Origin of the sequence: Phycicoccus sp. Soil803 (genome assembly GCF_001429685.1) — a bacterium.
Lineage (GTDB): Bacteria > Actinomycetota > Actinomycetes > Actinomycetales > Dermatophilaceae > Pedococcus.
The window spans coordinates 3,648,351-3,667,002 of the sequence record NZ_LMST01000001.1 but is presented as its reverse complement, the minus strand read 5'-3'; the positions used below and the strand labels follow the sequence as shown (position 1 = coordinate 3,667,002).

Sequence of the window (18,652 nt, the reverse complement as noted above, 5' to 3'; positions counted from 1 at the left end):
TACCCCTCTGCGCCGCCCTGGACACAGACGGTGTCCACGCATCCAACGAAAGGCTCAACCGTGTACCAGCTGTCTCCTAACATCGAACTGCTCTTCACCGAAGCGGGCGAGCACCCTGACCGGGTGCGCGCCGCGGCCGCAGCCGGCTTCGACGCCGTGGAGATGTGGGGCACGTCCACCGTGGACGTCGACGCCCTCGGCAAGGCGCTGACCGAGACCGGCCTCAGCCTCACCTCGGTGCTCGCCGAGCCGCGCACGAACTTCGCGCTGCCCTGGGAGACGCTCGACGCGTTCTTCGAAGGGCTCGACAAGGGAGTCGAGCACGCCCGCGCACTGGGGTGCCCGCGCATCGTCCTCGGCTCGGGGGTCGGGTTCCCGGGTCAGAAGCGTGCCCAGAACCTGGCCCGCCTCGTCGAGGTCTTCTCCCAGGCGGTCGAACGGACCAAGGGCTCTGGGGTGAAGCTGGTCCTCGAGCCGGTGAACACGCGGATCGACCACCCGGGCGCCCTGACCGATCGAACGGCGGACGCCGTCACCGTCGCTCGTGGGGTGGACTCCGACTCGTTCGGGATCTTGTACGACATGTACCACTCGATCACCGAAGGCGAGGACCCGGCGGTCGAGCTCGCGAACGCCGCCGGCTTCGTCGACTACGTGCAGATCGCGGACGCGCCCGGCCGGGGAGAACCCGGAAGCGGTGACGTCGACTGGGCGGCGCAGCTGGCAGTGCTCCGCAGCTCCGGCTACGGCGGTCCCATCGGGCTCGAGTACTTCCCCACAATTCCCTCCGCGGAGTCGGTCCGGCAGATCAAGTCCATCGCCGCAGACGCGTGACGACGCCAGCCCCATCAAGGAGGAACGCATGACGCTCGAAGCCAGTGTGCTCCGGCCGGATGCCGTCCGAGCCACACCCGACGGCATCCAGGTCGAGGTCCACCTCCCCTGGTATCGATCCCTGCCGCTGTCCTGTCTGGAGGACATCGACCTGCGGCTCGGCGCTGACGCTGTCGACCGGGCAGAACTGAGGATCCGGCACGACGGACGGGACCTCACCCTCGACGACCTCGCGGAGCTCGTGGACCAGCAGTGGTTCGTGCAGGACGCCCTGGAGCTCGTGGTCGCCAACCGGTCCGCCGTCGTCGGCGAGACGCTGGACGTCGAGATAACCCTCGCCACCCGCATCCCGTACATCATCATCGGTCCGCAGACTGCGCTCGTGCAGCGAACGCGGGTCGGGCGAAAGGTCGTGGTCCAATGAGCATCGTCCTCGGAGTCACCCTCTACTCGATGACCAACGAGTGGCTGGCGGGACGATTCACGTTGCCGGAGCTGGTCGACGAGGTAGGCCGGCGCGGACTGGGTCCCGGCCTCGAGCTGATCGGCTTCCAGAGCCTGCGTGGCTTTCCGGGCAAGGTCGACAAGGCCGAGCTGAAGGCGCTCAGGGAGGCGCTGGATCGCAACGAGCTGCGGCCCACTTCGCTGGCGTCGAACGCCGACGTGGCCCGTCGTGGCTCCGCCTGGATGGACACCGACGAGAGCGTCGAGTACATGCGTCCCCAGATCGAGCTCGCCGGCGAGCTCGGGTTCCCCGTCGTCCGCACCCAGGTCGGCCTCACCCCGCAGGTCCTGGAGCGGCTCGAACCCATCGCTGCCAAGGCAAACGTGCACCTGGGCATGGAGGTGCACGCGCCCGAGGGGCCGAACACCCCGAAGGTCCTGGCCACACGCGAGGCGTACGACCGGATCGGTTCGGAACATCTTGGCTTCGTGCCCGACTTCAGCTCGTGCATGCGTGCCATCCCGCCGGGAATGCTCGACAAGCTCCGTGGAGCAGGTCTGTCGGAACGAGGGGTGGAGGCGCTGGTCCGAGCGTGGGAGTCCCCGGGGCCGCCGTTCCAGCGGTACGGCACCTTCGCCGAGGAGGCGCAGGCACTTGGTGAGCCCGGGCTCCCCGTGGGACAGGCCAGGCTGGTCTTCACGATGTTCGGTCGAGAGAACCTCGAGGACTGGCGGGAGGTGCTGCCCCAGGTGCGGCACGTCCACGGGAAGTTCTACGACGTGGATGAATCCCTCACGTCGCCGTCGATCGACTACCAGGCCATCCTCGACGTGTTCGCGGAGGTCGATCGTGAGATCACGATGTCGAGCGAGTGGGAGGGGCACGCCTACCTCGACCTGGAGGACCAGGACGCCTTCGACATGGTCGCCCAGCACCACGCCATGTGTCGCCGCATGATGGGCGAGTCGGCCTGAGGTCACGAGGTGTTCAAGTGATTGGAAAGCCATTGTCACACAAGGCTATTCGCGTTCACTTGGTGCCGTTGACGATATCCGTTCCAGTGATGTGGTTGATCGCAAGTCTGCAGTTCCCAGGGCCACCGTCGTTCTGTGACAGTGGCGGCAACAACCCACTTGTCGGACCGCTGCGACGCGGCTGACAGCTAGCCAGGAAGACCCTCATGACAAACCCGAAATCACGACGCGTCATCGCCGCCGCGCTCCCGGTCCTCCTCGGGGCCGTCGTGGCTGGCTGCAGCTCCGCCGACGGCGGCTCGTCCGCCAACGCGGCCGAGCCGCAGGAGATCACCTTCTCCTACCAGATCGCCAACCCGAACGCGAAGAGCGTCTACCAGACCCTTGCCGAGCAGTACGTGGCGGCGCACCCCGGGGTCAAGATCAAGACGAACCCGATCAACCTGGCGTCGTACAACCAGACGCTCACCACGCAGCTGACGGCAGGGAACGGCCCGGACGTCTTCTTCATCAACGCCGGCAGCGGTCAGACCGCCTCGGTCGAGCCGCTCGAGAAGGCCAACAAGCTCCTGGACATCTCGGCCAACATCGACCCGAAGTTCATTCCCGAGAATGCCAAGAGCCTCTTTGTCTTCAACGGCAAGACGTATGCGGTGCCGGTGTACCTGGCGCCGGCCGGGCTCATCTACAACGACGTGGCGGCCAAGGAGGCCGGGGTCGTGCTGACCGGCGACTCCACGATGGACGACCTGATCGCGCAGTGCGGCAAGGCACGTGACAAGGGCAAGGCGCTCCTCGCCCTCGCCGGCGCCATGTCGCCGAACACGGGCATCTTCACCACGGCCGTCGCCGCGTCGACGGTCTACGGAGTCGACCCCGACTGGAACACGAAGCGCAAGGCCGGCGAGGTCACCTTCGCCAACACCCCGGGCTGGCGCACCGCGCTCGAGACCGTCAAGAGGCTGTACGACCAGAAGTGCTTCCAGAACGGTGCGGCTGGTGCCGGGTTCGACGCGCTCACCAACGGCATGGGTCAGGGCAAGGTGTTCGGCTTCGCCGCCCCGGGTGGTGCCGCCAAGGACATCATGGACTCCACCAAGGGCGCCGTGAAGCTGGTCGTCCTCCCCATGCCTGGTGCCGGGGTCGACACCTACCTGATGGCCGGGACGCCTGACGCCGTCGCCGGAAACGCCAAGACGAAGAGCCCGAAGCTGGTGAAGGACTTCCTCTCGTGGATGACGCAGCCGGCCCAGGCCAAGACGGCCGCCGAGGCCGCTGGAGACCTTCCCGTGGGTGAGATCGACTCCTCCGCCGTCCTCCCCCAGTACGACGGGATCAAGAGCATCCTCGACGCCAAGCACATTGCCAACTACCCGCAGCTCGACTGGCCCAACGGCGAGGTGTACGACGCGCTCGGCTCAGGTGTCACCGGCCTGCTCACGGGCCAGAAGTCCGTGGACGACGTCCTCAAGGCCCTCGACAAGGCCTGGGGCTGAGTCAGACCCCACGCAGTAACCAACCGAGCCGGTGGGACAGTGACCTGTCCCACCGGCTCAGTTCGTGGTTCAGGTGATCTCGATGCCGGCCGTGATGAACAGGTCGCGGAACCACTTGTGCGCCGCGTCGTTGTCGTAGGTCGGGTGCCACCACATGGTCTCCACGAGCGGGTCCGCGGCAAACGGTGGCTGCAGGACCTTCACCTGTCCCTTGCGCTCGAGCAGGCGACCGAGGCGCTCCTGCACCACGGCCACCCGGTTGGTGCCGGCGACGAGGCTGCCGAGGGTGAGGTAGTTCTCCGTCACGACCTCCACGGTCGGCTCGACGCCCTGCATGCGGAGCTGCTGGACCGATGTCGTGAATGCCGTGCGCTGGTGGAAGGTCACGGCCCAGGGACGGTTGGCGAGGTCGTCCATCGTCAGCTCCCTGGAAGCAGACTCGTCATCGGCCGAGACGATGCACACCCAGTCATCCTCGTAGAGGTCACGGTGCGAGAGCCCGGTCAGGAATCCGTGCGGCATCACGATCAAGTCACGCGTGCGCATCGAGTCAGGCGCGGTGTCGACGATCTGGGGGGTGATCGAGTTGATGTGCAGTCGTGAAGCAGGGGAGGACTGGCGCAGCAGTCGGGAGACCGTCGGGGCCAAGGCCTCGGTGGCGTAGTCGGACATGACCACCGTGAACTCGCGGTCGGCAGTGGCCGGGTCGAACTCCCCTTCGTTCGCGAAGAGCCGACCCACGGCGCGTACTGCCGTGTGGGTGGGCTCGACGAGCTGCTGAGCCAGTGGGGTGAGCTCGTAGAGGTTGCCGTTCCGGGTCAGCAGCTCGTCGCGGAAGTGACGGCGCAGCTTTCCCAGGCTGGCGCTCATCGCAGGCTGGCTGAGACCGAGCCGGGCGGCCCCCCGCGTCACGCTCTGCTCCTCCAGGATGGCCTGGAGTGCCGGGAGCAGGTTGAGGTCGACGTTGCGTGGCAAGGGTCAACACTCTCCGCACAAGGTGGGTGCCGTGGCTGATGGCTCGCTCACAACTGCACCGTACAGGCTGCCACCGGGGGAGGGCACCGAACCGCAGAGACGAGCGACGCCCACGTGCCGGCGCCGCGTCCGGTCAGTCCTGCAGCACGAGTCGCTTGCTGTCGCGGCCACCACCGGGGACTGGCATGTACGAGATGCGGAGTCGCACTGTGACGTCGACCTGGTGGTCCCCCGGTGTGAGGGGACGGTCGAGTGCGAAGCCCAGGACGGCGCGTTCACCCATCTCCCACCGGTCATCGAGGACGCCGCCCAGCTCGGGGAACCGGTACGTCTGGCCGTGGACCGAGAGGGTGGTGCGCTCGGGGTCGACGGCAACACCGTCAACGCTCACATCCACGGCCTCGACCATCGACAGTCCCAGGCCCCGGTAGTAGGGGAGGCGGACCTCGACCTGGGCGCCCGGCTGTCCCGCGTCGGTCGCGCGGAGGCTGTCCTCACAGATGATGTACTTGTCGAACACGGGGCATCTCCTCTTCTCAGTCGTCCTGGCCGAGCAGTCGCGTGAACATCGCGTGCTGTCGACGCACCTGCTCTCGGCTGTCGACGTCGAAGGCATCCTCGATGTGCCGGTTGCCTTCGTACTCGCTGGACAGGTAACCGTCGTACCCGCCCTCCACCAGCACCGGGATGATCCGGTCGTAGGGGATGCTGTACTCATCGGCGTCGTCGGTCATCTCGTAGAACTTCGCTTGGATGTGCCCGATGAGCGGCATGTGCGGGAGCAGCTCGCGCGGGTCGCGGTAGATGAAATGGGTGGCCTGGCGTGCGAGCCCCATCTCCACGGGCCCTCCGCCCCGGTAGTGCACGATGTCCATCAGCGCGTGGGTGTCCCCGTGGTCGTTGTACAGGTCGACGACGTACTGGACGAGCTCCGGGCGCGCCCCGTCGCGAAGGGCTCGCTCGGAGACCACGCGGGGAAAGCGTTCGACGAAGGTGCCCATGTCCGGCATGAGACCCAGCGCCTTGCCGCCCTCGGCGTGCATGACGTCCAGGTGTTGGAGGATCCAGGGGTTCTCATAGTGGAACGGCGCGTGCACCTCGAGGAGCAGGCGGACGCCGTGGTCGGCCGCGTAGCCGGCCGAGTCACGCATCACCTCGGGTGGGGTGTTGATGATGGCTCGGATGACCGGGGCGCCGAGGGCCACCGCGATGTCGATGTCGCGCCGCACCGAGGCGACCTGCTCCTCGTGTGACAACCACTGGCCCGGCACTCGCTTCGTGTCCAGGAACAGGTCCGTGGCACTCGTCTCGACCTGGTACCGATCCATCCAGCCGCGCCACTCGACCAGGAACTCGGGCGCGAGCCTCGGGTATCCGACGATGGACTGCTCCGGGATGATCTCGACACCGGTGGCGCCCAGCGCGGCGACGTGGGCGACGCAGTCCTCGAGCGACATCTGTCGCAGGAAGAACTCCTCCTGGTAGCTGTACAGGCTGACACCCCGTTTGATCCTGGTGGGCACCGAGCTCTCCTTGCTTCACACGGTTGTGGGACGGGACGACTCTGCCCGTCCTCCGTGACGGGGGGAAGGTCGGTCTCCCGATCCGGGGCATCAGTGCAGCGGATGGTCGTGATCGCATCAGCCGCGGTGATGTGCTTGATCGCAGGTCTGGACTTTCCGGAACCGATGGCCTGGGTCACAGTGAGTCGAATCGACCCACATTCCCGTACGGCGGCGTTGGCAGATGCTGCGCCGAGCAGACCTTCCGTCGAGGAGTTCCGAGCATGACGATGTCCACGAGCGTTCCAGCACCAGCGGTGCCGAAGCCGTCGCGAAGGCAGACCCGAAGCACAGGCCAGGGGAACCAGGGCCTCCAGTTCGGTCGCTGGTGGTGGGCCGCACCCGGCACGGGTCTGCTCATCGCGACGATCTACCTAGCGACCCTGAGCGGTGCGTTCTTCGCCTTCACCGACTGGGCCGGCATCGGGTCGTTCCACTTCATCGGGCTCGACAACTTCCGTGAGATCTTCCAGCGGCCAGAGCTCCTCTCGTCGCTGACCAACACCCTGGTCTTCGCCATCGGCTTCCTCGTCATCTCGAACGTGCTCGGCCTCGCCTTTGCCCTGGCGCTCAACCGCAACCTCAAGTCGCGATACCTGCTCCGGACCCTGCTGTTCATGCCGGTCGTCCTGGCGCCGATCTCGGTGTCGTACGTGTGGGGATTCATCTTCGCCTTCGACGGCCCGCTCAACCAGCTGTTCGGTTCCTTCGGCCTGGAGTCGTGGCAGCACGAATGGCTCGCGGAGCCGCTCCTTGCCAAGGGCGCGATCCTCACCGTGATGATCTGGCAGAACATCGGTTTCGTCATGGTCGTGTACCTGGCCGGCCTGGCCACGGTGCCGATCGAGATCGAGGAGGCTGCGGCGCTCGATGGAGCCACTCGCTGGCAGCGGCTTCGGCACGTCGTGCTGCCGACCATCCGGCCGGCGGTGGGCATCGCGACCACCCTGACGCTGATCCAGGGCTTGCGCGTGTTCGACCAGGTCATGGCGCTCACCGGGGGTGGGCCGGCTGGGGCGACAGAGACCCTTGCGACCCAGGTCTACAAGCAGACCTTCTCCTTCGGGAAGTTCGGCTTCGGGGCGGCCCTGGCGTTGTTGTTGAGCGTGCTGATCCTCGTCTTCTCGGTCCTGCAGCAGTTCGCCACCCGTGAGCGGAGCTGAGCAGACCTCATGTTCCGATACACCAAACGCACCCTGGCCCTCGAGATCGTCGTCATCCTCGCTGCGCTGGCCCTGCTCATGCCGTTCTGGATCCTGGTGACGACAGCGCTCAAGCCGGGAGAAGAAGTCCTCACGTCTGCAGCCATCGCCCCGCCGAGGGCTCCGACGCTCGAGAACTTCAAGACCCTGCTGTCGCCCTCGAGCTCCGCATCCGGTCAGATCCTCAAGGGCCTGCTGAGCAGCCTCATCATCACCGCAGGCAGCATCGCCGGACTGGTGGCACTCGGATCCATGACGTCCTATGTCCTCATTCGCAGCACGAGTCGCTGGAGCCGACGGGCGTTCTACCTGTTCCTGGTGGCCATCGTCCTGCCGACCCAGCTCGGTGTCCTGCCCCTGTATGTCGGTGCCCAGCACCTCGGTCTGGTCGGTTCGCGGTTCGGCATGATCCTCATCTACTGGGGGGTCCTGCTCCCTCTTGCCGTGTTCTTGTATGCCGGCTTCTTCCGCGAGCTGCCGAGGGACTACGAAGAGTCCGCGATGCTCGACGGAGCGTCCCCCTTCCAGGTCTTCACCCGGGTCGTCTTTCCGCTGATGGGGCCGGCGACCGGCACGGTCGCGATCCTCACTGGCCTGATCGTGTGGAATGACTTCTTCACGCCATTGATCTTCCTGAACGGCTCCGACGCCCAGACCCTGCCTGTCGTCATGTACAACTTCGTCGGGTCCCTGGTCTCCCAGTGGAACCTCATCTTCGCCGTGGTGCTGATCTCGATGGTCCCGATCCTGGCCTTCTATGTGTTCGCGCAGAAGAGGTTCATCCAAGGCTTCAGCGGCGGGATCAAGAGCTGACTGGGACGACGAGCCTTCTCGCGTCCGATCAGTCGCACGAATGACCCGCATCGCAACCACCGTCTTCCCCCCATGTCCGATCGGCCCGAGGCTGGTCAGCGAACCGAAACACTATGAAGGAGCAGACATGCCCGCGGTTTCCAACGTCCTCGTCATTGGAGCAGGCGCGGCCGGCACCGCTGTCGCGATCCTCCTCGCGGAGGGTGGGGTGTCGGTGGAGCTGGTGGACGTCAAGCCGGACGTGAGCGCCCTCGGCTCGGGCATCACCCTCCAGGGAAACGCGCTGCGCGTCCTGCGTCAGCTTGGTGTGTGGGACCAGGTTCGCGAACACGGCTTCGCCTTCGACACCCTGGGGCTCCGCGCCCCGGATCCGAACGGCACCCTGGTCGCGGAGCTCGAGGACGTGCGCACCGGAGGGCCCGACCTTCCTGCCACCGTGGGCATGTACCGCCCCGACCTCGCCAAGATCCTCGTCGACCGGGCGACGGACGTGGGCGTCAAGGTCAGGTTCGGCACGACCTTCACTGATCTCGACGACGACGGCGCAGGCGTCACCGTCAGGTTCTCCGACGGCTCGAGCGGAAGGTATGACCTCGTGGTGGGCGCCGACGGTGTCCGGTCGACCACTCGAGCAGCCCTGGGGATCGAGCTGGAGCCGCGCGGCACGGGCATGGGCATCTGGCGGGTGTTCACCCCCCGGCCCCAGTCGGTCACGCGGACGGACCTTGTCTACGGGGGCCCCTGCTACATCGCCGGCTACTGCCCGACGGGTGACAGCACTCTGTACGCGTACCTCGTCGAGGACTGGCAGGACCGGACGTCCCTCACCCCGGAGGAGTCGCTCGAGGTGATGCGCGGACTGTCCGAGGCCTACCACGGTCCGTGGGACGACATCCGGGTCGGCATGACGGATCCGGCTCGGGTCAACTACACGGCTTTCGAAACGCATGTGCTGGACGGCCCGTGGAACCGCGGCCGTGTCGTGCTCATCGGGGATGCGGTGCACACCTGCCCGCCCACCCTCGCGCAGGGGGCTGCCCAGGCGCTCGAGGATGCGTCTGTCCTGGCCGAGCTCCTCCTGGCCTCGGAGCAGGTCACCGATGAGCTGTGGGACCAGTTCGTGGCGCGGCGGCTCCCTCGGGCCAGGACGATCGTGGAGGCGTCGCTGCAGCTTTCCCAGTGGCTCCTGAACCGTGAGCGTGGTGACGTGCCCGGCCTCATGGCTGAGGTTGCGCACCTGCTCAGCAACCCGGCCTAGCGATCCAACGCACCCAGACCGGATGACCAACAGCCATCAGCCCGTCCGCACCGTGGTTCAACCGAGATGACATGAAGAAGCCGAAGCCGTGAAACTTGCAGCGTTCCGACTGGTCGAAGACGCCGACACGATCCGTCGTGTCGGACTCGTCGTGGGCGACGGTCGACAGTGGTGGCTGCACCCTTTCCCGGAGGGGGTGGAGCTGGTTCCCCTGCTGGCCGCTGATGCCGAGGACCGGGAGGCTGCGGCAGACGAGGCGGCCCAGGCTGACGGACTCCGCCCCGACGAGGTCGTGCTCCTGCCGCCGGTGTACCCCACCGCCATGCGTGGGTTCCTCGCCTTCGAGTCGCACGTGGAGGGGATGCAGCTCGCCCTGGGCGCGCCGGGAGTCCCCGAGGAGTGGTATGCCGCACCCGCCTTCCAGTTCCTGGCGCCTCACTCGGTGGTCGGGCCCCACGATGATGTCGCGTACCCGCCCGGGACCGAGCTGCTCGACTTCGGCCTGTCGCTGGGAGCGATCGTCTGCCGTGACGTCCGCAACGAAACGCCCGAGCGGGCACGCAGCGCCATCGGTGGCTACTGCGTGGTCAACGACTGGTCGGCCCGGGATGTGCAGCGGACCGAGATGCGCGTCAACCTCGGGCCCAGCAAGGGCAAGGACTTCGCGACCACCATCGGTCCATGGGTGGTCACGGCTGACGAACTCGAGCGACACGTCGACAGCGAGGGCTTCCTGGACCTCGCCATGTCCGTCAGGGTCAACGGAAAGCGTGTCGGGGCAGACGTTTCAGGGCACATGAGCTGGACGTTCGAACAGCTGGTCTCGCACGCTTCGCGCGCCTCGTGGGTGAAGCAGGGGGAGCTGCTGACGTCCGGCACGTGCGCGTCGGGTTCTCTCGCCGAGACCTGGGCGCGCAGCGGCCGCATCGAACCGCCTGCGCTGCGGATCGGCGACGTCGTCGAGATGACCATCGAAGGCATCGGCAGCATCCAGAACCGCGTGGTCCGCAGCTACGGCACTTTTCCTCCGGTGCAAGGCATACGACGCCGCGTCCCCCGCGATCTCCGAGTGCCGCGGCAGGCTGCGCGCGCAGCCGAGCTCGCGGGGCTCGCGCGGGGTTCCAACGCACTCCGGCCCCAGACCAGCACGCCACGTCAGGCAACGACCGAGAAGGATCTTCAGCAATGAGCGGAAACGTCAACGAGTTCGGTATCACCCACCTGCGCCACGTGGACCTTGCCGTGCCCGACTTCGACACCCAACGCACCTTCTACCGTGACACGTGGGGCCTCACAGAGGTCGGCAGCGACGGGGGCCTGTCATACCTGGCCGCAGAGGGCTCCCCGGAACAGTACGTCGTGAGGCTGCGTCGCTCGACGGACAAGCGCCTCGACCTGATGGCGTTCGGGGCGGAGTCCCGAGAGGCTGTCGATGCCCTGGCCGCGAAGCTCGGGTCGTCGGGGGTCCAGCTCCTGGGAGAGCCGACCGAGCTGCAGACCGCCGGCGCCGGGTACGGGTTCCGCTTCTTCGACGGCGACGGCCGCACGGTCGAGGTCTCGACCGGCGTGGAGACACGACAGCACCGGGCCGTCGAGGAAGGCGAGGCCATCCCCGTCCGCCTCTCCCACTTCGTCGTCAACAGCAATGACATCGCAGCGACCAAGGCTTGGTACGAAACGCATCTCGGCTTCAAGCACAGCGACAGCCTCTCCAGTCCCCACATGGGGGAGATGATGCACTTCCTGCGGTGCAACGACTGGCACCACTCACTGGCCATCGCCCGGGGCCCACACACCTCCGTGCACCATGTCTCCTTCGAGATGAGGGGCCTGGACGAGTACATGCGCGGCACGGGCCGCGTCATGCGGGCGGGCATCAAGAAGGTGTGGGGCCCGGGGCGCCACCTCGCCGGCAACAACACCTTTTCCTACTTCCTGGACCCGAGCGGCAACACGATGGAGTACACCACCGAGCTCGAGCGGCTGGAGACGGACGAGTGGCACCCCAGCGTGTACGACATCTCTGACCCGAAGAACCAGGACCAGTGGGGCACCGCCGACCCGATGAGCGAGCTCATCGCCAGGGAGTCCTTCAACGATCCTGACCGGGGCGTCTTCGTCGCTCCGCCGGTCTGACGCAGTGAAGCTCGCAACCGTCAGGCTGAGCGACGGGGCGTTCGTGGGCGTGGTGATCGAGGATGACAGGGTTTTCGCGTTGCCCGACGGCCAGTCCGTGGGAGCGCTCGTCGCCGGAGGGCTCGGTCCGGCGTTGGAGGTCGGACGGGCAGCGCGTCGCGGAGCCGGCATCCCTGTCGAGTCGGTCTCGCTCGCCCTGCCGTTCCGCCCTCCCAGCGTGCGGGACTTCGTCACCTTCGAGTCCCACGTCGAGGGTGTGCGCAGGAGCGTCGACGGGGCCTCCGGCGTCCCCGAGGCGTGGTACGACGCTCCGACGTTCTACTTCACCAACCCCCACGCGCTCTACGGTCCCGGGGAGGCCATTCCCAGACCAAGGACCTGCCGGGCCCTGGACTTCGAGCTGGAGGTGGCGTGCGTCCTGGGCAGTGGTGGGACGGATCTGGACGAGGACCGAGCCCGCGCGGCGATCTTCGGCTACACGATCATGAACGACTGGTCTGCTCGCGACATCCAGTCGCGTGAGATGAAGGTCGGACTCGGTCCGGCGAAGGGCAAGGACTTCGCCACGTCGATCGGTCCGTGGGTGGTGACTGCGGACGAGGTCGAGGACCTGCACACGTCTGAGGGCTTCCTGGACCTGGACTGCAGGGTCGCGGTCAACGGCACCGAGATCGGACGAGACCGGTTGTCACACATGGGCTGGACCTTCGCCCAGATGATCGCCTACGCCTCCCGCGACTCGGTGGTGGTGCCGGGCGACCTCCTGGCCTCCGGGACGACCGGTGGCGGAGGTTGCCTCGCCGAGCTGTGGGGTCGACGGGGTCGCCAGGACCCCCCTCCGCTCGAGCCCGGGGACGAGGTCGTCATGGACGTCGAACGCCTTGGCGCCCTCGTGGGCAGCGTCGCCGAGGCACCCTAGGCGCCCTTCAGGAAACGTCTCGGAAGGTGCCCGGGTGAGTGCTGTCGCCCAGTCGTAGTCGGCGGCGGAGCTGGAACGGGAGGACAGCTGCCTGACCCGGGCCAGCGCTCAGGTAGGGCAGGAGCAGCTGCATGGAGACCTCGACCTCGTGCTCGCGCCCGTGGCACACGTCGAGCGGACCGGTCACCACGAGCCGGTCCTGGACGAACCACCACTCCGTGGATGCGGCGAGCTCGGTCAGGCTCCTCTCGAGCCCGTGGAGCCGAACCCGGAGATCCGTGTCGCTGAGACGTCGCCCGTCGATGGTCACGGCCAGCTGGAGCACGCACGACAGCGGCAGCGACCTCATCCACGGCAGGCCGACTCGCAAGGAGAATCCCCGGGGGGCGGCGCCGAGGGCGTCCTCGCGCAGCTCCCAACCCATCTCAGGCTCCCACTGTCGAGTGTCGCGGGGACTGCCCGGTGCCGGGGAGATCCAGGACGTCGGCCACGAGCTCCAGGTGGTCCCTGGTCATCTCCAGGGCGCCTTCTCGCCCGGCCCACCAGTCGTGGCCACCCCATTCGCTGCACAAGGTGCCTCGGTACCCATGTCGGTCAAGACCGGCTCCCAGGTCGACGATTGGCGCCGTGACGCGCCGGTCGGCGTCGTCGAGGTCCCAGAACTTCAGGTGCACCGCGCCGACGTGAGGGAGCAGCGGCTCGAGGTCAGCGACCGTCCGGGTGCCGAATCGGATGGCCATGGTCATGAAGAGCGCCATCGCCGTGGGTGGGACGCGCCCCTCCGCGAGGCACTGCTGGACGGCAGCCGTGGTCTGCGGGCTGCCCCAGTCGGCGCTGACCTGGTCCACCAGCGTGGTGGGTAGGTCGCTCTGCCGCAGGGCCTGCAGGTAGCTGACCGGCAGCTGGGGCGTGACCAAGCTGGTGTCGAGCACGAGGCGCAGACGGGGGTCGGCGAACGTCTCGAGCGCCTCGATGGTCTCGTCGTACTCGGCAGTGCCGGGCCCCTGATGCCCTTGGATCTCTTGGTAGAGAACCAGGTCGAGCTCGTCCAGCAGGGGGCGCAGCTCGCTCAGGAGGGCGGAACCGGGCTGGCCGAACGGGAGCCGTACGCCGAATGCACCCAGCCGCTGTGCGGCGTGCAGCTGCGGCGTCAGGAAGTCCTTTCGCTCCTGCTCGCTGCGTCGGTCCTTGGGCGTGACCCAGTCGTCGAGTCCCAGGCCGACGATGCTGATGCGGGCCCCTGCTGCCTCCACGGCGTGCCGCATCCGGTCGACCTCGGCCGGCGCCATGGACGGGAACGTCCGAAAGCACTGACCGGCCTCGATCTCGAGGAGGGTGCACACTCGAGGGGCGATGACCCCGGCCACGATGTCCAGGGGAGACTCGTGGGCTCGAAGGATGTCGCGGGTCCAGTTGAACGAGCTGGCGGAGAGAGTCCACTCGCCGGCGCGATCGGGCACTGGGAGCCTCAGGCCGCCGGGGTCAGGGCTGCCGGGTCGATCGTCTTCTCGACGACGACGCGGTTGGGGACGTACCGCTCCGGGGCGATCTGCATGTAGAGGAGTCGGAGCTCCAGCGTGAGCTCCAGGGCGAACGGCTCGTCCGTGGCCTCCCAGGGGACCACGACGTCGACCCGGTCCTGCAGGAACCACAGCGTGTCCCACTGTTCGGGAAGCTCGTCGACCGTGTGGGTGCGATCGCGGAGGACGAACCTCAGGTCCTCACGAGGGACCTCGGTCCCGTCGATCCGTACCGTGACGTCCTTGACGGCCGACAGCCACAGGCTTCGGTACCAGGGCAGCTGCACCGAGATGGCCAGGCCATCGGGGTGACGGCGCACGTCCTTGGGCTGGAAGAGGGTGTTGTGAGTAGCCACGGGTCACCTCGGGGTGTCGTTGGTGCTGCGGTCGGCAACGGCTTGTTCGATCGACCGGCGGATCAGGTCGTGCTGCTTCTTGACCAGGGCGATGGGGTCCGACTCGCCGAGGTCGGCGAAGGCATGTCCCTCCCACTCGCTCGAGAGGTAGCCCTTGAAGCCGCCGTCGACGAACTGCTTGATGATTCGCGGGAGATCCATCGCGGGCTCGTTCCCGTGCTCGTCGATGTCGAAGAACTTGGTGTGCACGTGGAAGGTGATCGGCATGATGTCCTGCCACTCCTCCGGTGGGACGAGCCCGTGCATGTTGAACGCGAGGCGGGAGAACGGGCCGAGGCTCTTGGGGTCGACGCCCTCGGAGCGCAGGTACTCCTCGAAGGCCTCGTTCCGCTCGTGCATCGGCAGTGGCGCACGCCAGAAGTCCTGCATTGCTTCGAGGTGTTGCTCCTTCAGGCCCATGGTGCGCAGGGTCCTGAACAGCGTGGGCGACAGGCTGTGCATGGTCGAGCTGAAGTCCGCGGTGAACCCGAGGCGGTCGGATCCGAGCTCTTCGTACGTCTCGCGGATGGCCAGGATCTTCGGGTCGTTCGGCCCTGCGGGAGCGTGCAGCTCGTACCCCAGCCGCTGGTCGTACTTCTCGGCCAGGGGGAGCAGCCGCCGCAGCAGCTCCCGGCCGGCGTTGCGGATCACCACACGGTTGAAGCCGAGGCGGTGGGCCGTCCTGAGCTGGACGGCGAGGAAGTCGTACTCCTCGTCGGGCGTCATGTCGCGGTCTGCGCGACGCCCCATGTCCAGGTTGGTGCCCATGGCGCTCGGTTCGAGCTGGAGACGGTCCAAGGTCGAGTGCCACAGCGTCACGAAGTCCTCGTCGACGTCCGGGTAGCTGCGAAGCATCTGGGCCGCGTTGAACTCGACGCCGGGACCCATGCCCTGCCGAGAGACCTCCTCGAGGAGGGACTCGAACGTGTACTGACCCGCAGCCCATTCCGAGGTCAGCGAGTAGAGGGTGATGCCGAGCGAGATGCCCGTGCCGGCGACGTTGGTGTTTCTCAGGGCTGACTGGGAGGAAGTCAGGGTCTCGGTCATGGCCCCAGCCAAGCGGAGCTGCTGCCCGCCGGGAATCGCGAGTCACGAATGCCGGTCATCAGCAATCGAGGGTTCTCGACCGGGCACCACCCCGGCACAGTCGGGGACAGGAACCCCTATCGACCTGGACGAGGAACACCCGTGTTCGAGTACTTCCCCGGCAACTACATCTGGAACCTTGGCGTCGTCGCCACGCTCAACTCGGGCGGGATGATCGACGAGGTGGACCGTGCCTGTCGGCCCATCCGCGATCTCGCCCAGAAGGGGGCGGACGTCGGGACCCAGCAGTTCATGGCCTCGTGGCGGGCCGTGGCCGACCAGGTCGAGGCGCAGGCCAGGGCCGCGGAGGACGCGGGCCACGTCCGCACGGCGGGGCAGAAGTACTTCCGCACGGCGGCGTACCTGTGCCAGGCCGAGCGGATGCTCTCGAACTCGTCCCCGGACCGCATCCCCACCTACCAGCACCTCCTCGAGGTGATGGAGCGGTCCTTCGAGCTGGTCGACCCCGCCACCACGCGGGTGGAGGTGCCGTTCGAAGGGACCACGTTGCCGGCCTACTTCACGAACGCCAGCACGGACGGATCACCGGTGCCCACCGTGATCATGTGGAACGGGCTGGACTCGACCAAGGAACACATGTACTGCTCCGGGTGGCCCTCTGAGATGGCTGCCCGCGGTATCTCGGTGCTCCAGGTCGACTGCCCGGGGTCTGGCGAAGCCCTGCGTCTCCAAGGCCTTACAGCGCGCATCGAAACCGAGGGGTGGGCGTCCGCGTGCGTCGACTACCTGGAGACTCGCGGCGACGTGCGCGCTGACCGAATTGGACTCGTCGGCTGGTCCTTGGGTGGCTACTACGTCCCGAGGGCGGCAGCGTTCGAGCACCGTCTCGCCTTCGCGGTGGCCTGGGGGGCAAACCACGACTGGGGTGGCGTGCAGAAGCGTCGACTGGAGCGTGAGGGCGAGAACCCCGTGCCCCACTACTGGGAGCACGTCCTGTGGGTCTGGGGGCATACGGACATCCCCACGTTCATCGACTACGCAGAAGGAGTCACCCTCGAGGGTGTGGTCGAACAGATTCGCTGTCACCTGTTGATCACCCACGGGGAGAACGATCGACAGATCCCTGTGGAGCTGGCCCACCGCTCCTACGACCAGGCCACCAATGCTGCGTCGCGCACGCTACGCGTCTTCACGCCCGACGAGGGTGCGACCGAGCACATCGGGCTGGACCACCTCCCGCACGTTGGCGCCTACACCGCCGACTGGATCGAAGACACTCTCACGAAACTCGACTCCGCGCCGTCGACCTGACCAGTACGCCGTCGACCTGACCAGTAAGTGCTGACGATGACCGACACCCACGACGTTCTCATTCTCTCGGGCCACATGACGCGGGAGCACGACAACGAGTTCCGTAGCTTCCGACAGCACAACCACTGGCTGACCACGATCCTGGAAGACACTGGACGATTTCGGGTCCGGGTCGTCGAGGATCCTCGCGGACTGGGTTCGGCGACGATTGACAAGTACGACGTGGTCTTGGTGGTCTTCGAAGGACGCGACGGATACCACGACAAGGCCGTGGGTTTTGGCGAGGAGACCGACGCCGCACTGCTGAAATTCGTTCGTGAGGATGGGAAGGGCATCGTGTGGTTCCACGGGTCCGCGGTGCAGGAGGACGACTGGGGCTATCCCGAGGAGTACAACGTCATGCGCGGCGCCAAGCTCAGCGTTCCTACCGGACTGCGCCCCCGTCCCTGGGGAGAGGCTCAGTTGCAGACCGTGAATCCGAGGCACCCGATCACAGCGGGCCTCAGTGAGGCCTGGACGGTCACCGGCGACGACATCCTCACCGGCGTCGAGCTCTACGAGGGAGCACACGTGCTGCTCACCACCTACGACGATCTCGAGTCGTACGAGAAGGCGCCGGTCTGGCCGATGTCGCACTACCCCGTGGCCATCCCGCCCGAAGGTCTCTCGGGTCTGCCCGGCATCAACTCCGAGCAGCCGATCGCGTGGATCAACGAGTACGGCAGCGGTCGCTCGTTCACCATCACCATCGGGCACGACATCGACACCTTCCGGCGCATCGAGTTCATCCGAATGTTCCCTCGCGGAGTCGAGTGGGCCGCCACGGGGAAGGTGACCTTGGCTGGGCCGGACCGTCGCGGGGAGCGGCGCTTTCTCCCGTGGCCCTACTACAACCGCGAGGGCTGATCGGTTGACGCGTCTGGTTGGTCGTGGGGAGACCGCCCCGAACTGACGCCGATCAGTAGTGCAGGGTTCGGCTGATGCCCTGCGCGGCGACCTGGAGGGCGGAGAGCAGTCGCGCCCGGTCACGCCGCAGTGAGGGGACCACGACCCCGATGGCCGCGACCACTGGCGACGCGCCCTGCCCGTCCTTCGTCTCGCCGCCGGGCGAGAACACGGGTACCGCCAACGAGCATGCCCCCAGACTCATCTCCTGGTCGGTGACTGCGAACCCGTCCCGTCGCACCTTGTCCAGCTGCCTGCCCAGGAGCGCAGGCTGCACGACGGTGTATGGCGTGAGTCGGGGCAGGTCGGCCAGCACGGCCATCTGCACCTCCTGGGGTGCATGGGCGAGGAGGACCTTGCCGACCCCCGTCGCGTGCAGCGGGAGGCGCGAGCCGACGCGGCTGAGTACGGGAACCGAGGCCCGACCCGAGAGCCGTTCCAGGTAGAGGACCTGGGTCCCGTCCCGGACGGCCAGGTGGACGGTGGCGAGGGTGGCGGCGTGGACGTCGTTGAGGAACGGGCTGGCCACCTGACGCAGTCCCGTCTGGACGGGGGCGAGCAGGCCCTGGTCCCAGAGTCGTCGGCCGACGACGTACTCGCCGTTGGCTCGGCGGACCAGCGCGCCGCCGGCAACCAGCTCACCAGCCAGCCGGTATGCCGTGGGGACGGGCAGCCGCGCCCGTCGCGCCAGCTCGGTCAGGGTGAGCCGGCGGTGCGTGTCGTCGAAGGCGAAGAGCAGGGCCAAGGCCCGCGCGACCACGCTGGCGCCTGGCGTGGAGGTGTTGCCGGCCATCGAGCTCCTTCCGCTCAGTGAAAGCGT

20 protein-coding genes are annotated in these 18,652 nt (G+C 67.2%); 12 read left to right on the top strand and 8 right to left on the bottom strand.

All coding sequences use genetic code 11. The features are described from left to right. Positions 1 to 60 precede the first annotated feature (60 nt). From ASG95_RS17075 to ASG95_RS17060, 4 genes are all read left to right on the top strand, one after another. Positions 61 to 834 carry a sugar phosphate isomerase/epimerase family protein gene (locus tag ASG95_RS17075; RefSeq protein ID WP_057378206.1) on the top strand — a complete coding sequence of 258 codons (774 nt, stop codon included), beginning with the start codon at positions 61 to 63 and terminating at the stop codon, positions 832 to 834. Positions 835 to 862: 28 nt separating this feature from the next. Beyond that, entirely contained in the window at positions 863 to 1,258 is a 396-nt protein-coding gene (locus ASG95_RS17070) for a DUF6379 domain-containing protein (RefSeq protein WP_057378205.1), read from the top strand. Then, complete coding sequence (locus ASG95_RS17065) at positions 1,255 to 2,253, top strand: sugar phosphate isomerase/epimerase (protein WP_057378204.1); 999 nt, start codon at positions 1,255 to 1,257, stop codon at positions 2,251 to 2,253. The genes ASG95_RS17070 and ASG95_RS17065 overlap by 4 nt, the downstream gene beginning before the upstream one ends. Before the next feature lie 206 nt (positions 2,254 to 2,459). Continuing rightward, entirely contained in the window at positions 2,460 to 3,749 is a 1,290-nt protein-coding gene (locus tag ASG95_RS17060; protein ID WP_057378203.1) for an ABC transporter substrate-binding protein, read from the top strand. A 69-nt stretch (positions 3,750 to 3,818) separates the two neighbouring features. On the opposite strand, the gene ASG95_RS17055 is transcribed toward ASG95_RS17060, so the two are convergent. The 3 genes from ASG95_RS17055 to ASG95_RS17045 form a co-directional block, all read right to left on the bottom strand. Beyond that, positions 3,819 to 4,724 (bottom strand): LysR family transcriptional regulator, encoded by a 906-nt coding sequence (locus tag ASG95_RS17055; RefSeq protein ID WP_057378202.1) that lies wholly within the window; start codon positions 4,722 to 4,724, stop codon positions 3,819 to 3,821. Between the two features lie 133 nt (positions 4,725 to 4,857). Next, positions 4,858 to 5,244: a DUF6379 domain-containing protein gene (locus ASG95_RS17050; RefSeq protein ID WP_057378201.1), complete on the bottom strand. Its 387-nt coding sequence runs from the start codon at positions 5,242 to 5,244 to the stop codon at positions 4,858 to 4,860. A gap of 16 nt (positions 5,245 to 5,260) precedes the next feature. Beyond that, positions 5,261 to 6,247, bottom strand: coding sequence for a sugar phosphate isomerase/epimerase (locus ASG95_RS17045; protein WP_057378200.1), 987 nt, complete (start codon positions 6,245 to 6,247; stop codon positions 5,261 to 5,263). Positions 6,248 to 6,510: 263 nt separating this feature from the next. Here ASG95_RS17045 and ASG95_RS17040 point away from each other — a divergent pair, with 263 nt between their 5' ends. The 6 genes from ASG95_RS17040 to ASG95_RS17015 all read left to right on the top strand — a co-directional run bounded on the left by ASG95_RS17040 (position 6,511) and on the right by ASG95_RS17015 (position 12,614). Next, entirely contained in the window at positions 6,511 to 7,449 is a 939-nt protein-coding gene (locus ASG95_RS17040) for a carbohydrate ABC transporter permease (protein ID WP_057378199.1), read from the top strand. A 9-nt stretch (positions 7,450 to 7,458) separates the two neighbouring features. After that, complete coding sequence (locus tag ASG95_RS17035) at positions 7,459 to 8,301, top strand: carbohydrate ABC transporter permease (protein WP_057378198.1); 843 nt, start codon at positions 7,459 to 7,461, stop codon at positions 8,299 to 8,301. A gap of 127 nt (positions 8,302 to 8,428) precedes the next feature. Beyond that, on the top strand, positions 8,429 to 9,559 hold the full coding sequence (locus ASG95_RS17030) for an FAD-dependent monooxygenase (protein ID WP_057378197.1): 1,131 nt from the start codon (positions 8,429 to 8,431) through the stop codon (positions 9,557 to 9,559). A gap of 88 nt (positions 9,560 to 9,647) precedes the next feature. Continuing rightward, positions 9,648 to 10,748 (top strand): fumarylacetoacetate hydrolase family protein, encoded by a 1,101-nt coding sequence (locus ASG95_RS17025; protein ID WP_082592750.1) that lies wholly within the window; start codon positions 9,648 to 9,650, stop codon positions 10,746 to 10,748. Beyond that, complete coding sequence (locus ASG95_RS17020; protein WP_057378196.1) at positions 10,745 to 11,695, top strand: VOC family protein; 951 nt, start codon at positions 10,745 to 10,747, stop codon at positions 11,693 to 11,695. The genes ASG95_RS17025 and ASG95_RS17020 overlap by 4 nt, the downstream gene beginning before the upstream one ends. A gap of 4 nt (positions 11,696 to 11,699) precedes the next feature. Then, positions 11,700 to 12,614 carry a fumarylacetoacetate hydrolase family protein gene (locus tag ASG95_RS17015; protein ID WP_200961928.1) on the top strand — a complete coding sequence of 305 codons (915 nt, stop codon included), beginning with the start codon at positions 11,700 to 11,702 and terminating at the stop codon, positions 12,612 to 12,614. 7 nt (positions 12,615 to 12,621) lie between these two features. Here the strand turns inward: ASG95_RS17015 and ASG95_RS17010 are convergent, their stop codons facing one another. Genes ASG95_RS17010 through ASG95_RS16995 form a run of 4 tightly spaced genes read right to left on the bottom strand, consistent with a single transcriptional unit; the run spans position 12,622 to position 15,576 of the window. Then, on the bottom strand, positions 12,622 to 13,038 hold the full coding sequence (locus tag ASG95_RS17010; protein ID WP_057378195.1) for a DUF6379 domain-containing protein: 417 nt from the start codon (positions 13,036 to 13,038) through the stop codon (positions 12,622 to 12,624). A 1-nt stretch (position 13,039) separates the two neighbouring features. Beyond that, positions 13,040 to 14,074, bottom strand: coding sequence for a hypothetical protein (locus tag ASG95_RS17005; RefSeq protein ID WP_057378194.1), 1,035 nt, complete (start codon positions 14,072 to 14,074; stop codon positions 13,040 to 13,042). 8 nt (positions 14,075 to 14,082) lie between these two features. Further along, positions 14,083 to 14,490 carry a DUF6379 domain-containing protein gene (locus tag ASG95_RS17000; RefSeq protein ID WP_057378193.1) on the bottom strand — a complete coding sequence of 136 codons (408 nt, stop codon included), beginning with the start codon at positions 14,488 to 14,490 and terminating at the stop codon, positions 14,083 to 14,085. Between the two features lie 3 nt (positions 14,491 to 14,493). Beyond that, positions 14,494 to 15,576 carry a hypothetical protein gene (locus tag ASG95_RS16995; protein WP_057378192.1) on the bottom strand — a complete coding sequence of 361 codons (1,083 nt, stop codon included), beginning with the start codon at positions 15,574 to 15,576 and terminating at the stop codon, positions 14,494 to 14,496. A 141-nt stretch (positions 15,577 to 15,717) separates the two neighbouring features. On the opposite strand from ASG95_RS16995, the gene ASG95_RS16990 reads away from it, so the two are divergent. Both ASG95_RS16990 and ASG95_RS16985 read left to right on the top strand, forming a co-directional pair. Further along, on the top strand, positions 15,718 to 16,887 hold the full coding sequence (locus ASG95_RS16990) for a S9 family peptidase (RefSeq protein ID WP_057378191.1): 1,170 nt from the start codon (positions 15,718 to 15,720) through the stop codon (positions 16,885 to 16,887). Positions 16,888 to 16,923: 36 nt separating this feature from the next. Continuing rightward, positions 16,924 to 17,793 carry a ThuA domain-containing protein gene (locus ASG95_RS16985; protein WP_057378964.1) on the top strand — a complete coding sequence of 290 codons (870 nt, stop codon included), beginning with the start codon at positions 16,924 to 16,926 and terminating at the stop codon, positions 17,791 to 17,793. Positions 17,794 to 17,845: 52 nt separating this feature from the next. Here the strand turns inward: ASG95_RS16985 and ASG95_RS16980 are convergent, their stop codons facing one another. Next, positions 17,846 to 18,625 (bottom strand): IclR family transcriptional regulator, encoded by a 780-nt coding sequence (locus tag ASG95_RS16980; protein ID WP_057378190.1) that lies wholly within the window; start codon positions 18,623 to 18,625, stop codon positions 17,846 to 17,848. Positions 18,626 to 18,652: the final 27 nt, after the last annotated feature.

What these genes read in the sequence shown, in the direction of transcription:
- ASG95_RS17010 (WP_057378195.1), bottom strand. Translation starts at nt 13,038, where the DNA reads ATGGGTTGGGAGCTGCGCGAGGACGCCCTCGGCGCCGCCCCCCGGGGA.
- ASG95_RS17065 (WP_057378204.1), top strand. Translation starts at nt 1,255, where the DNA reads ATGAGCATCGTCCTCGGAGTCACCCTCTACTCGATGACCAACGAGTGG.
- ASG95_RS17020 (WP_057378196.1), top strand. Translation starts at nt 10,745, where the DNA reads ATGAGCGGAAACGTCAACGAGTTCGGTATCACCCACCTGCGCCACGTG.
- ASG95_RS17030 (WP_057378197.1), top strand. Translation starts at nt 8,429, where the DNA reads ATGCCCGCGGTTTCCAACGTCCTCGTCATTGGAGCAGGCGCGGCCGGC.
- ASG95_RS17035 (WP_057378198.1), top strand. Translation starts at nt 7,459, where the DNA reads ATGTTCCGATACACCAAACGCACCCTGGCCCTCGAGATCGTCGTCATC.
- ASG95_RS16980 (WP_057378190.1), bottom strand. Translation starts at nt 18,625, where the DNA reads ATGGCCGGCAACACCTCCACGCCAGGCGCCAGCGTGGTCGCGCGGGCC.
- ASG95_RS17070 (WP_057378205.1), top strand. Translation starts at nt 863, where the DNA reads ATGACGCTCGAAGCCAGTGTGCTCCGGCCGGATGCCGTCCGAGCCACA.
- ASG95_RS17040 (WP_057378199.1), top strand. Translation starts at nt 6,511, where the DNA reads ATGACGATGTCCACGAGCGTTCCAGCACCAGCGGTGCCGAAGCCGTCG.
- ASG95_RS17060 (WP_057378203.1), top strand. Translation starts at nt 2,460, where the DNA reads ATGACAAACCCGAAATCACGACGCGTCATCGCCGCCGCGCTCCCGGTC.
- ASG95_RS16995 (WP_057378192.1), bottom strand. Translation starts at nt 15,576, where the DNA reads ATGACCGAGACCCTGACTTCCTCCCAGTCAGCCCTGAGAAACACCAAC.
- ASG95_RS16985 (WP_057378964.1), top strand. Translation starts at nt 16,924, where the DNA reads ATGACCGACACCCACGACGTTCTCATTCTCTCGGGCCACATGACGCGG.